Consider the following 12,521-nt stretch of genomic DNA (forward strand, 5'->3'; position numbering starts at 1 on the left):
CCCGCGTGACCAGCGTGAGGTTTGCCCTCGGTCGCCGGGGGTACGGCCTCCTCCGACACGCCCGCCGCACGTACCGTCCGCAGGAACGCCGACCAGTGGAGGCCGGGAGATGGAGAGCCGACTCAAGGTGCTGGGTCATCCAGTCCATCCGATGCTGGTCATGTTCCCGGTCGCGCTGCTGGTCACCGCGGTGCTGTTCGACATCGTCGACACGGTCGGCGGGCCCGACTTCCTCGGTGAGGTCGCGTACTGGAACATCACCGTCGGCCTGGTCGGCGGTCTGCTCGCCGCGGCGGCCGGCTCGTTCGACCTGCTGGCGATACCGACCGGCACCCGCGCGAAGCGGGTGGCTCTGCTCCACGCGGGTGCCAACGTCGCGGTGATCCTGCTCTTCGTCGCCGTGTGGGCGGTCCGGTTGAACGCTGACTCGCGGGCCGCCGGTGGTTCGCTGATCGCCATCGAGGTGGTCGCGGTGGCGATCCTCGGTATCAGCGCCTGGCTCGGCGGTGAGCTGGTCGACCGGCTCGGTGTGGGCGTCGACCGCGACGCCGGCCTGGACGCGCCCAGCTCACTGCGGCCCACCACGGCCACCCAGCGGATCGGAGACGCGCGATGAGCGAGCAGCAGCAGGCCGGCGGTTCCGGCCGGGGTTGGCGCGGACGGCAGCAGGGGTGGGACCCGATGGGCGAGCTGCAGTCGTTGCGCGCCGAGCTGAGCCGGCTGGTCGGCGGCCGGGCCGGGTCGTCCGACGTCGAGCTGACCGAGACCGCCGACGGTTGGCAGGTGGTCGTCCGGCTGCCGGGCGTCGCGCCCGAGGAGGTGGCCGTCGAGCTGGACGACCGCGAGCTGTGCGTGCGGGCCCGCTCCGAGGCGGAGGTCAACGCCGAGCAGGGCATCCCCGGGGGTTTCGAGACCCGCGGCTTCGAGTACCGCGTCGACCTGCCGTCCCGCGTCGACCCGGAGGGCATCGACGCGGTGATGGACCACGGGCTGCTGCGGGTCCGCCTGCCCCGTGCGGCACGGCCCACGACGCGCACCATCACCGTCGGCCGCACCGGGCCACGCTCCGGCGGCCTCGCCGGGGGTACGCCCATCCCGGCCGATCCCGCCGCGGACCGGGAGATGCACCACCCGGACTCCGCCAGCGAGATCGACCGGCCGTAGCGCGCCACGTGGTCACCCCGTCCCTGCTCGGCCCGACGGCCGGGCGAGTCGAAGACGTGCGCCGGATCGCGGTGCTGCGCGCCAACGCCCTCGGCGACTTCATCTTCGTCCTGCCGGCGTTGGAGGCGTTGCGCGCCGCGTACCCCTCGGCGGAGATCGTGCTGCTCGGCGCGCCGTGGCACGCGAAGCTCTGGCGCGACCGGCCCGGCCCGGTGGACCGGGTGCTTGTGGTGCCGCCGGGCCCCGGCATCCGGGAGCCCGAGCCCGGCGAGTCGACGTCCACGATGGACGACTTCGTGGCGGCGGCCAACGCCGAGGGCTTCGACCTTGCGGTGCAGCTCCACGGCGGTGGCGCCAACTCCAACCCGTTGATCAGCCGCCTCGGTGCCCGGGTGACGGCGGGCCTGCGCGCCGAGGACGCGCCGCCGCTGGACCGGTGGGTCCGCTACGTGTACTACCAGCACGAGGTGATCCGCTATCTGGAGGCGGTGGCCCTGGTGGGCGCCCCGGCGACCACAATCGTGCCGACGCTTACGGTCACCGACGCCGACCGGGCCGAGGCGGAGCAGGTGCTCGGCCCGCCGACCCGTCCTCGGGTTGCGCTGCATCCCGGCGCCAGCGACACCCGCCGCCGCTGGCCTGCCGAGCGGTTCGCCGAGGTGGCCCGCGAGCTGCACGGTGACGGGTACGAGGTACTGGTCACCGGGACACCCTCCGAGCGGGAGGTGGTGGACCAGGTGGTCGCTGCGGCGGGGGTGCCGGTCCGGCCGCAGGTAGGCACGCTCAGCCTCGGTGGGTTGGCGGGCTGCTACGCCGGCTGCGCGCTGGTGATCTCCAACGACACCGGTCCGCTGCACCTGGCCGCCGCAGTGGGCGCGTCGACGGTGGGCATCTTCTGGGTCGGCAACTTGATCAACACGGCGACACCGCTGCGGGGCCGGCACCGGCCGATCAGCTCCTGGATGGTGCACTGCCCGGTCTGCGGGGTGGACTGCACGCCGGGCATCTACCCGCACCGGCCCGGCGACGGCGAGTGCCCGCACCGCGACTCGTTCGTCGCCGACGTGCCGACGGCCGAGGTGTGCGAGGCGGCCCGCGAACTGCTCAGCCCGTAGGCGGGGCTCAGGCCGGCTGCGGGGTGTCCTCGTCGGCGAGGACGACCTCCCACGCCTCCACGTCGCGTTCGGTGACAGTGGTGGGGGACTCCAGGTGGTAGGCGCCGCTGGGCAGGATTCCCGCCCCGCCGTGGCGGGCCAGCACCGCGAGCTGGGCGGCCACGTCCTCGCCCTGGTGTTTCTCGTCCAACCGTCGCCAGAAGTCGAAGCCCCCGGAGTCGACGAGCTTGGCACGGTCGTAGAGCACGCACCCGCCGATCCAGGACACCCTGTACGCCCGCCACGCGCCCGACGGCAGGGCCAGCTCGGCGGTGACGTGCAGCAGGTTGGCTGCCGAGTGGATGCGGGCCCGGTCCCACTCCGGGGTGCCCGGCCGGACCCGCTCCGGAACGGGCCGGCCGACCCACTCCTCGTAGTGCCGGTGCGTGTCCGGTCGTACGTCGTCGGTGTACGACAGACCGTGCACGCCGTTGCCGACGAACCCGCAGCCCAGCTCCTCGATCGCGGTGACCAGTCGGTGCAGCGCCCCGGGTTCCAGCCAGACGTCGTCGTCGAGGTTGAGCACGTACCGGGCCGACGACGCGGCGAGCAGGTAGGCGCGGTGCTCGGCCAACCCGCGGCGCGGCAGCCGGCGGGTCAACAGCACGGGGTGGCCCGCGTGGCGCAGCGCCCGGACCATGGTGGCCGCTGCGGGGTGGGCGTACGCCGGGTCTCCGTCGGACTGGTCGCTGACCACCACACCGAAGCCGGGCACTCCGCCCTGGGCGGCGAGCCCGGCCAGGGTGACGGCCAGCTCGGCGGGCCGGTTACGGGTCGGAATCAGCACGTCGACCGGCCGGTCGGCGCGGAACTCCGCCGGGTTGCCGAGGGCGAGAGGCCGGTTCACGACGCCTGGGTGCGGGGGCTCAGCGACGGGTCGGCGGCATGCGGCGACGGGTCCTGGCTGTGCGACCGGATCCGCTCGATGATCGCCGAGGTGGACCGGTCCGGCACGTACCCCAGCGTTCGCACCTGACCGCCGAGCCGGCGCACCAGCGGCGCCTCGGGCACCAGTTCCGGCGGGTAGTCGCCGCCCTTGACGTACACGTCGGGCCGGACCGCCTCGATGAGCGCGGCGGGCGAGTCCTCCTCGAACACCACCACGTGGTCGACGCAGGACAGCGCGGCCAGCAGGGCGCCCCGGTCCTCGACCGGGTTGACCGGCCGGTCCGGCCCCTTGAGCCGGCGTACGCTGCCGTCCGAGTTGACCGCCACGATGAGCAGGTCGCCCAGGGCGCGGGCCTGTTCCAGGTAGCGCACGTGCCCGGGGTGCAGCACGTCGAAGCAGCCGTTGGTGAACACCACCGACCGGCCCGCCTCGCGATGTTCGGCGACGATCGCGTCCAGTTCGTCGGTGCCGACCACGGCCGGGTGCCCGGTGGCCTCCGACGGCATGTCGAGGGCGGCGAGCAGGTCGTCCCGCAGGCACACGCAGGTACCGGTGTCGGACACGGTGATGGTGGCCGCGAGCTGGGCGAGCTGCGCGGCGGTGGGCAGCGGCGCGTCGGCGGCGAGGGCCAGTGTCATGGCCGCCAGGTACGCGTCTCCGGCCCCCACGGCGTGGCTCGCGGGCACCGGGGTGCTGTGGCTGCGCCGCCGTTCCCCGTCCGCGCCGCCGACCACTGCGCCGTCGGTGTCCAGGGTCACCGCGACCACGTCCGCGCCGGTGTGCGCGCGCAGCTCGGCGAGGCGCGACTCGGCCAGTACGGCCCGGTCCACGCCCGCTCCGGCCTCGGTGTTCACTGTGACGCCGGTGCCGGTGACGCTGAGGCCGTCGCCGGTGAGAGCCACCCGGCCCTCGCTGAGTGTGGGCTCGCCGACCGGGCCGGGGCGGTCGTCGACGCGGGCCCCGCCGGGAGCGGCGCCGACGCTCAGCTCGGACGGCCCGTCGGCCGGATCGCTGTCCGGGTGTTCCAGGTGCAGGTCGGTGCCGGCGGTCGAGCGGTGCGCGCCACCGGCACGGGCCAACAGTCGGGTCGCCTCGGCGAAGCTGGGTGTGACCACAGTCGGTGCGAGCCCCCGCCAGTCGGCGAGGTCGTGCGCGTCCAGCGCGACTGTGGCGTACCGCTCGCGCTGCTCCACCAGCCACGCGCGGACCGGCGCGGGCAGTGCCCCCAGGCCGTAGTCGCAGACCACCAGGGTCGGCGCCTCTCCGCCGGCGGCCGCGCGCAGCTCCTCCGTGGCGCAGTCCAAGGCCGTGAGCAGCCGGGCCACCCCGTCCGGGTCGAGCGCGTCGTCGGCGTCGCCGGAGTCCTCCCGGAGCAGGATCTGGTTGCCGGCGAGCATCCGCCGCTTCACCGGGGTGGGCCGACCAGGCTGGTTGACAGTACGGTCCCAGACGCCGGCCCGGTCCAGACAGTCGTGCAGTTCGTCGCCGGCCACATCCGCGCCGACCGGCGCCACCAGCACGGCTCGACCGCCGAGGGTGGCGACGTTGACTGCGGTGTTCGCGGCCCCACCGGCTGCGGAGATCCGTCGCCGCAGGGTGAGGACCGGGGCGGGCGCCTCCCGGCAGAGCCGGTCGGAGTCGGCGAACCGCCACTCGTCAAGCATGGCGTCGCCGACGATGAGGACCGGGCGCCCGAGCCAGCTCTCCACGACGCTGGCGAGCCGGCGCTGTTCCGCTGCTGCTCCTGCCATGCCTCCCCGGGTCCCCAGCGGCCCTCGGGACAAACCTGCGCCGAGGCGGCTGCGCCGCAGGTCCGACGGCCTTTCGTCCCGCCCTCGTCGGTGCGGTGCCGGTCGTCACCGGCGTGGGGTGTTTCGGGCGTTGGGGGGCGGGAAGGGAATTGAGGTACCCCGGAAAGGAGATGTACCGAGATGGCAGCGACATTGCAGGGCAAGAGGATCGCCTTCCTGGCCGCCGACGGCGTCGAGGAGGTCGAGTACGTCCAGCCGCGCGAGGCCGTCGAGAACGCCGGCGCGACGGCCGAGCTGGTCTCGCTCAAGCCCGGTTCCATCCAGTCCTTCAACCACCTGGACCAGTCCAAGACGTACGACGTGGACGTCACCGCGGACAAGGCGGACGCCGCCGGGTACGACGCGCTGGTGCTGCCGGGCGGGGTGGCGAACCCGGACTTCCTGCGGTCCGACCCGGACGCGGTGCGGTTCGTGAAGGCGTTCTTCGACGCCGGCAAGCCGGTCGGGGTGATCTGTCACGGCCCGTGGACGCTTGTCGAGGCGGACGTGGTGCGTGGTCGGCGGATCACCTCCTGGCCCAGCCTGCGGACCGACCTGACCAACGCCGGCGCCACCTGGGTGGACGAGGAGTGCGTAACGGACGGCAACCTGACAAGCAGCCGCAAGCCCGACGACCTCCCCGCCTTCTGCGCGAAGATCACCAAAACCTTCGCCGCCTGACCCCCCAGCCAGACCCCGTTGATCATGAAGTTATTGCCTCCCCGTTCGGCGTGTCGGGGCAATAACTTCATGATCAACGCATGTTCTGGGGTGGTCGGGAGCATGTTCTGGGGTGGTCGGGAAAGAGGGCTTGATGACCACCGAAGCCTCTGCCGCGCCGGTACTGAATCGCCAGCAGATCCGGCTGCTCATGTTGGGCCTGATGACAGGCATGCTGCTGGCCGCGCTCGACCAGACCATCGTCGGTACGGCCCTGCCGACAATCGTCGGTGAGCTGGGCGGGATCAACCACTACTCGTGGGTGGTGACGGCGTACCTGCTCGCCTCGACCGCGTCGACCCCGCTGTACGGCAAGATGGCCGACCTGTACGGGCGTCGTCCGGTCTTCCTCTTCTCGATCGGCACGTTCCTGCTCGGGTCGCTGCTGGCCGGCCTGTCGCAGAACATGACCCAGCTGATCATCACGCGGGGCATCCAGGGCCTCGGCGCCGGTGGTCTGCTGACGCTGGCGTTCACCATCATCTCGGACGTGGTCTCACCCCGCGAGAGAGGCCGCTACCAGGGTCTCTTCGGGGCGGTGTTCGGAATCGCGTCGGTGGCCGGCCCGCTGGTCGGTGGGTACTTCGCCGAGACCGACTGGCGGTGGATCTTCTACATCAACGTGCCGCTGGCGATCCTGGCCATCGTGGTCTGCTACCACGTGATGCGGCTGATCCCGTTCGAGCGGCGGAACCACGCGATCGACTGGCTCGGCGCCGGCCTGCTGGTGGCCGGGGTGAGCTGCCTGCTGCTCGCGCTGAGCTGGGGCGGCAACGAGTACCCGTGGAGTTCCGGTCTGATCATCGGCCTCTTCGTCGCCGGTGCGGTGCTGGCCGTGCTCTTCCTGCTCCAGGAGGCGCGGGTCGCCGAGCCGATCCTGCCGCTGCGGCTGTTCCGGAGCGCCACGTTCGCGCTTGCCAACTCCGCAGGCTTCGTGCTCGGCCTGGTGATGTTCGGGTCGATCATCTTCATCCCGCTGTACCTGCAGATCGTCAAGGGCGCCTCGCCGACCCGCAGCGGTCTGCTGATGCTGCCGATGATGGCCGGCATCATCGTGACCTCGATCCTCACCGGGCGGGCGATGAGCCGGATCGGCAGGTACAAGTGGTTCCCGGTGGCCGGGTCGGTGACCCTGCTGGTCGGCATGTTCCTGTTCACCCGGTTGCAGGTGGGCACGTCGCTCTGGGTGGCGTTCGGCTTCATGGTGGTGATCGGCGTCGGCCTCGGCCTGTGCATGCAGTCGCTGGTCCTCGCGGTGCAGAACGCGGTGTCCGTCCGCGACCTGGGCGCAGGCACCTCCTCGGCGACGTTCTTCCGGTCGCTCGGCGGTTCGTTCGGGGTGGCGATCCTCGGCACGGTGCTGTCGTCGCGGCTCAACTCGCAGCTCGCCGACCGGTTGCCCGGTGCGATCGCCCAGCTCCCGCCGGAGCAGCGGGCGGCGGTCGCGGCGAGCGGCGGCACGAACATCTCGATCAACGACCCGGCCACGATCATGGCGCTGCCCGGCGCCGTCCGGGGAGCGATCCAGGCGTCGTTCGTGGAGTCGCTGCACCTGGTCTTCCTGACCGCCGGGCTCGTCGCCATCGTGGCGGTGCTTGTCACCCTGGCGATGCCCAACAGCACGCTGCGCGGGGCCGGCCCCGAGGGTGCCACAGGCGGCGCCGACCCGCTGGGTGGCAAGGCAGCCGCGCCGGGCGGTAAGCCGCTGACCAAGGAATCGAAGGAAGAGGCAGCCGCGGACATGGAATCCAAGTCCCAGACGATGATCTGACAGGTGCCTACCTGCCGGCCGCCCCGAGCCGGGGCGGCCGGTGTCACCCGGCCACGAGGCGTAGCGGCTGCGCGTGCTGGCTGTTGAGACGGTCGAGCGCGGCGGAGGTCGCCGCCTCGGCGGCGGCCTGACGAAGCCGCCCGAGCCCGACTTGATCGACTCGAGATCGCCGAAGTCGGGGTATCCGAGCGCCGGGGACACCCCGACTTCGGCGATCTCGAGTCGATCAAGCAACTCTACTTCTGAAACATCACCGAAGCGGTGTCCGCGATGAGGGTGATGGCCCAATCGAGCTGCGGACAGTTGTCGCGACCCCGGCACTCCAGGCACCCACCTGCTCGCCACGGTCGGTCGAGTGCCCTTGACCAGTGAGCATCGAGAACCTGCTTCGCCACGAACAGTTCGGTTGCCTTGGACGCCGGTTCGTCGATTGGCATGGTCGGCACCTTCCCCCGGGTGGACACGAGTGGCCCGCCCCGGGGGCAGAGTCCATGCGTCGTGCTCCCCAGGGCGGAGAGACTGGAGAACTCCCAGGGTGCTGAAGTCCAGGAGCCGATCAGTCACTGTCTCACTGTATCTACTGTCTCACTGTAGTCAAGTTCTCACTGTAGCCACTCTGCTGGATTGTCGGGTTGTCTGAATCGGGCCTGGGCTGGAAACATGATCTCCGCTGAAGTCCAGGAGAGCCGCCATGCCGACCAGGCCACCGCACTACCGCCGAGTTGCCGACGACATCGAGCAGAAGATCAAGTCCGGGGAGTATCCGCCCGGCCATCAGTTGCCGTCGGTCTCCGAGATCGGCGAGATCTACAACGTCGCGCGCTCCACGGCCTATCGCGCCGTGAAAGAGCTGCACGAGCGGAACCTGGTCTACGGCCAGCAGGGGCAAGGTGTCTTCGTGGCGGGAGCCGAATAGTTCGGCGGACCACCCGACCAGGCCGACGATGGGTCAGGCGGGGCGGCGGTAGACGCCGTACCACCAGGTTGCGGCCAACTCCCGGGCGGCTGCCGCGTCGGCGGCGGGGTCCGGCGAGGTCGTGCTGACGTGGTCGGCGAGGAAGCGGTCACCGCCGACCACAATCAGCCGGCTTGCGGCCACCACGTCCAGGTCGGCGGGTGTACGCCCGGCCCGCTGCTCGATGCGAAGCGCCTCGACGGTGCGCGACACGAACTGCTCCAGCCCTGTCGCCCAGTATTCGCGAACCGCCTCGTCGTACGCGGCGACCTCGCTCACCGCCGCGAGCACCGGGGCGTACGTCCGGTAGATCCGGATCACGTCGGCGAAGACCTCGGTCAGCCTGGCCAGCGGGTCGGGCCCGCCCGGATCCCAGCTGCCGGTGCGGTCGAAGGAGCTCTCCCGCATGGTGCCGGCGAGGCGCATGAGCAGTTCGCTCTTGTCCCGGAAGTGGGTGTAGAAGGTCGACCGGGCCACGCCGGCCTCGGCGGCGATCCGCTGCACCCCGAGGTCGGTGAAGCGGACGCCCTCCTGGAGCAGCCGTTCGGTGGCCGCCAACACCCGTGCCTCGACAGCGGCCCGCCCCTCCGGGTTGGGCGGGCGACGTCGGGTGATCGAGGGCATGGTCGAGATCCTAGGTGGCCGGGGGCGCGACCGACGACGTACGCTCATTGCCGGACACAGTGTCCGACACAGTGACCGCCGGAGTGCCGACGGCCCTGCACCAGAGGAGCGACACACGTGAAGTACCGACTGTTGGGCAGCACCGGGGTGTACGTCTCGGAGATCTCGCTCGGCGCGATGACCTTCGGCGGCAGCGGGCACCCGCTCTGGGGCACCCTCGGCGGGCTGGCGCTGCCCGAGGTGCAGCGACTGGTGGACACCGCTCTGGACGCGGGCGTCAACTTCGTCGACACTGCCGACGGCTACAGCGACGGAGAGAGTGAGGAACTGCTCGGCCAGGCGCTCGGCAAGCGGCGCCGCGACGTCGTCCTGGCGACGAAGGTGCACTCCCGCACGGGCCCCGGCCCGAACGACGTGGGCACCTCCCGGCTGCACATCATGCAGAACCTGGAGGACAGCCTGCGCCGGCTGGGCACCGATCACATCGACCTGTACCAGATCCACAACTTCGACCAGGTCACTCCCATGGAGGAGATGCTCCGCGCGCTTGACGACGCCGTCCGGCAGGGCAAGGTCCGCTACATCGGGTGCGCCAACTTCGCCGCCTGGCAGATCTCCAAGGCGTTGGGCATCTCCGCGCGGGAGAGGCTGGCCGGCTTCGTCTCGGTGCAGGAGTACTACTCCCTGCTGGGCCGGGACGTGGAGCGCGACGTCGTGCCGATGGCGCTCGACGAGGGCATCGGGCTGACCGTGTGGAGCCCGCTGGCCGGTGGCTTCCTCTCCGGCAAGGTCGGCCGGGACGGCGCCGTCGCCGACAGCGGCGCACGCAGCGCCCAGCCCGGCTACTCCAGCTTCACGCCCTTCGACCCCGAGCACGCCTTCCGCGTGGTCGACGTGCTCAAGGCCGTCGCCGAGCGGCACGGGGTCAGCCCGGCCCGGGTGGCGGTCGCCTGGCTGCTGTCCCGGCCGGCGGTGACCAGCGTGATCGTCGGTGCCCGCAAGCAGGGGCAGTTGATCGACAACATCGCCGCCTCGGACCTCACCCTCACCGCGGAGGACCTCACCGAGCTAAACGAGGCCACCAAGCTGCCCGTCGCGTACCCGAACTGGATCCAGGAGGGCTACTTCGCCGGGCTCCGCCACCCGCAGTGAGGCAAGGCCCTACTTGAGGATGAGCCGGTTCGTCTGCTCGAAGACGTCCAGGTCGGCCAGGGTTTCCAGCACCGAGCCGGAGAGTGGGGCGGGAAACCGGTCGCGGGGGAAGAAGCCCGCGTCGGTGGTCTCGTCGGTGACCCGGGTCAGCTGCCCGTCCCACTCCTCGACCTTGAACGCCGTGGTGAAGACCTGGTAGGTGTGCCCGTACATGTTGGTGCTGGTCCGGTCCGGGCCGGTGTAGAGGGCGAACGCGCAGACCCGCAGCGCCCGCAGGCCGGTCTCCTCGCGGACCTCGCGGACCGCGCAGTCGGCGATCGACTCGCCCAGCTCCATCGCCCCGGCGGGCATGGCCCACTGGCCGTTGTCCGAGCGTTTGATGAGCAGGATGCGCCCCGCGTCGTCGTTGACCACGGCTCGGGCGCCGACGAACATCAGCGTCCGGTCCCCGGCGAGCGCGCGTAACTGCCCCACGTACGAGTCGGCCCAGGAGATGCTCACCAGCGACAATTTACGGGGGTTCCCAACGTGTGACCGCCGACACTAGCTTGTTACCCATGCGTAGCACGATGATGGACGCCCCCCTGCAGGTCTCCCGGATCCTCGACCACGGCGCAGGGGTGCACGGCACGGCCGAGGTGGTCACCTGGACGGGCGGCGAACCCCGCCGGATGACGTACGCCGAGGTGGGTCGCGCCGCTGCCCGGCTGGCCCACGCGCTGCGCGACGAGTGCGGGGTCACCGGCGACGAGCGGGTCGCCACCTTCATGTGGAACAACAACGAGCACCTGGTGGCCTACTTCGCGGTGCCGAGCATGGGCGCGGTGCTGCACACCCTCAACCTGCGGCTCTTTCCCGACCAGGTCGCCTACATCGCCAATCACGCCGAGGACCGGGTGGTGCTCGTCGACAGCACGCTCATCCCGCTGCTGGCCCGGGTGGTCGGTGAGCTGAGCACCGTGCGGCACGTGGTGGTGGTCGGCGGTGGCGACCCGGCGCCGCTGGTGGCCGCCGCCGGCGACCGGATCACCGTGCACCACTGGGACGCGCTGCTGGCCGACCGGCCGGAGACGTACGACTGGCCGGAGGTGGACGAGCGGGACGCCGCGGCGCTCTGCTACACCTCGGGCACCACAGGCAACCCGAAGGGCGTCGCCTACTCGCACCGGTCGATCTATCTGCACTCCTTGCAGGTCTGCATGCCGGAGGGCTTCGGTCTCGGGCCGACCGACAGGGAGTTGGCCATCGTGCCGATGTTCCACGCCATGTCGTGGGGCCTGCCGTACGCGGCGTTCCTCTCCGGCGCGTCGCTGATCATGCCGGACCGGTTCCTCCAGGCCGCGCCGATCGCCGAGATGATCGCCGCCGAGCGGCCCACCCTTGCCGGGGCGGTGCCGACCATCTGGACCGACCTGCTGGCCTACCTGGACAGCCACGACGTGGACACGTCCTCGCTCACCGAGGTGATCGTCGGTGGTTCGGCCTGCCCGCCGGCGTTGATGCACGCGTTCGACGAGCGGCACGGGATCGACGTCGTCCACGCCTGGGGGATGACCGAGATGTCGCCGCTGGGGTCGGTCGCCCGCCCGCCCGCGGGGGCGACAGGCGAACAGGAGTGGCGCTACCGCTACACGCAGGGCCGCGTGCCGGCGGGCGTGCAGGCGCGCATCGTCGGCCCGTCGGGCGACCCGCTGCCCGCCGACGGCACGGCCGTGGGCGAGTTGGAGGTCCGCGGGCCATGGGTGACCGCGCGGTACGTCGGTGACGACGCCCCGGACGAGGAGAAGTTCCGCGACGGCTGGCTGCGTACCGGCGACGTGGGCACCCTGTCCGCGGACGGGTACATCACGCTCACCGACCGGGCGAAGGACGTGATCAAGTCCGGCGGCGAGTGGATCTCGTCGGTGGAGTTGGAGAACGCGCTTATGGCGCACCCGGCCGTGCTGGAGGCGTGCGTGGTCGGCGTGCCGGACGAGCGGTGGGACGAGCGGCCACTGGCGACAGTGGTGGTCCGCGAGGGTGCGTCGGTGACCGCCGAGGAGCTGCGGGACTTCCTGGCCGGGTCGGTGGCCCGGTGGCAGTTGCCCGAGCGGTGGGCGTTCATCGACACGGTGCCGAAGACAAGCGTCGGCAAGTTCGACAAGAAGGTCGTCCGTTCGCGGTACGCCGACGGCGAGCTCAGTGTCCGGGAGCTGACAGCACCGTAACGTTTTACCGGGCACTGTCGCCTGTTGGGTAGAGGAGTACTCCTGACATTCCTCCCCAGGGGCGGCCCCGGCGTTCGCACCGCGCCGGGGCCGCC

The 12,521-nt window shown here is 71.3% G+C and carries 13 protein-coding genes; 8 read left to right on the plus strand and 5 right to left on the minus strand.

Going from position 1 to position 12,521, the window contains the following annotated elements; all coding sequences use genetic code 11:
- Positions 1 to 109: 109 nt before the first annotated feature.
- Genes ACLQ26_RS15375 through ACLQ26_RS15385 form a run of 3 tightly spaced genes read left to right on the plus strand, consistent with a single transcriptional unit; the run spans position 110 to position 2,279 of the window.
- Positions 110 to 616, plus strand: a complete 507-nt coding sequence (locus ACLQ26_RS15375) for a DUF2231 domain-containing protein (RefSeq protein WP_425745032.1) — start codon at positions 110 to 112, stop codon at positions 614 to 616.
- Positions 613 to 1,164, plus strand: a complete 552-nt coding sequence (locus tag ACLQ26_RS15380) for an Hsp20/alpha crystallin family protein (RefSeq protein ID WP_425745033.1) — start codon at positions 613 to 615, stop codon at positions 1,162 to 1,164. The genes ACLQ26_RS15375 and ACLQ26_RS15380 overlap by 4 nt, the downstream gene beginning before the upstream one ends.
- 8 nt (positions 1,165 to 1,172) lie before the next feature.
- A complete protein-coding gene (locus ACLQ26_RS15385; RefSeq protein ID WP_425745034.1) occupies positions 1,173 to 2,279 on the plus strand; it encodes a glycosyltransferase family 9 protein in 1,107 nt (368 codons plus the stop codon).
- Between the two features lie 7 nt (positions 2,280 to 2,286).
- Here ACLQ26_RS15385 and ACLQ26_RS15390 read toward each other — a convergent pair whose 3' ends face one another.
- Positions 2,287 to 3,165 (minus strand): glycosyltransferase, encoded by an 879-nt coding sequence (locus ACLQ26_RS15390; protein ID WP_425745035.1) that lies wholly within the window; start codon positions 3,163 to 3,165, stop codon positions 2,287 to 2,289.
- The gene (rfaE2, locus tag ACLQ26_RS15395) at positions 3,162 to 4,958 is read right to left on the minus strand and encodes a D-glycero-beta-D-manno-heptose 1-phosphate adenylyltransferase (protein ID WP_425745036.1); all 1,797 of its coding nucleotides are present in this window, start codon (positions 4,956 to 4,958) and stop codon (positions 3,162 to 3,164) included. The genes ACLQ26_RS15390 and rfaE2 overlap by 4 nt, the downstream gene beginning before the upstream one ends.
- 180 nt (positions 4,959 to 5,138) lie before the next feature.
- On the opposite strand from rfaE2, the gene ACLQ26_RS15400 reads away from it, so the two are divergent.
- Both ACLQ26_RS15400 and ACLQ26_RS15405 read left to right on the plus strand, forming a co-directional pair.
- On the plus strand, positions 5,139 to 5,678 hold the full coding sequence (locus ACLQ26_RS15400) for a type 1 glutamine amidotransferase domain-containing protein (protein ID WP_425745037.1): 540 nt from the start codon (positions 5,139 to 5,141) through the stop codon (positions 5,676 to 5,678).
- A gap of 133 nt (positions 5,679 to 5,811) precedes the next feature.
- Positions 5,812 to 7,488 (plus strand): MDR family MFS transporter, encoded by a 1,677-nt coding sequence (locus tag ACLQ26_RS15405; RefSeq protein WP_425745038.1) that lies wholly within the window; start codon positions 5,812 to 5,814, stop codon positions 7,486 to 7,488.
- Positions 7,489 to 7,724: 236 nt separating this feature from the next.
- Here ACLQ26_RS15405 and ACLQ26_RS15410 read toward each other — a convergent pair whose 3' ends face one another.
- Complete coding sequence (locus ACLQ26_RS15410; protein ID WP_425745039.1) at positions 7,725 to 7,925, minus strand: hypothetical protein; 201 nt, start codon at positions 7,923 to 7,925, stop codon at positions 7,725 to 7,727.
- A 254-nt stretch (positions 7,926 to 8,179) separates the two neighbouring features.
- Between ACLQ26_RS15410 and ACLQ26_RS15415 the strand changes: the two genes are divergently transcribed.
- Positions 8,180 to 8,404, plus strand: a complete 225-nt coding sequence (locus ACLQ26_RS15415; RefSeq protein WP_425745040.1) for a GntR family transcriptional regulator — start codon at positions 8,180 to 8,182, stop codon at positions 8,402 to 8,404.
- A gap of 33 nt (positions 8,405 to 8,437) precedes the next feature.
- Here the strand turns inward: ACLQ26_RS15415 and ACLQ26_RS15420 are convergent, their stop codons facing one another.
- The gene (locus tag ACLQ26_RS15420; protein WP_425745042.1) at positions 8,438 to 9,067 is read right to left on the minus strand and encodes a TetR/AcrR family transcriptional regulator; all 630 of its coding nucleotides are present in this window, start codon (positions 9,065 to 9,067) and stop codon (positions 8,438 to 8,440) included.
- A gap of 117 nt (positions 9,068 to 9,184) precedes the next feature.
- On the opposite strand from ACLQ26_RS15420, the gene ACLQ26_RS15425 reads away from it, so the two are divergent.
- Positions 9,185 to 10,219, plus strand: a complete 1,035-nt coding sequence (locus ACLQ26_RS15425) for an aldo/keto reductase (protein WP_425745043.1) — start codon at positions 9,185 to 9,187, stop codon at positions 10,217 to 10,219.
- 9 nt (positions 10,220 to 10,228) lie between these two features.
- On the opposite strand, the gene ACLQ26_RS15430 is transcribed toward ACLQ26_RS15425, so the two are convergent.
- A complete protein-coding gene (locus ACLQ26_RS15430) occupies positions 10,229 to 10,720 on the minus strand; it encodes an NUDIX domain-containing protein (protein ID WP_393290172.1) in 492 nt (163 codons plus the stop codon).
- A gap of 56 nt (positions 10,721 to 10,776) precedes the next feature.
- Between ACLQ26_RS15430 and ACLQ26_RS15435 the strand changes: the two genes are divergently transcribed.
- On the plus strand, positions 10,777 to 12,426 hold the full coding sequence (locus ACLQ26_RS15435; RefSeq protein WP_425745044.1) for a fatty acid--CoA ligase: 1,650 nt from the start codon (positions 10,777 to 10,779) through the stop codon (positions 12,424 to 12,426).
- The last annotated feature ends 95 nt before the right edge of the window (positions 12,427 to 12,521 follow it).

This window comes from Micromonospora sp. DT43 (genome assembly GCF_049841645.1).
GTDB lineage: Bacteria > Actinomycetota > Actinomycetes > Mycobacteriales > Micromonosporaceae > Micromonospora.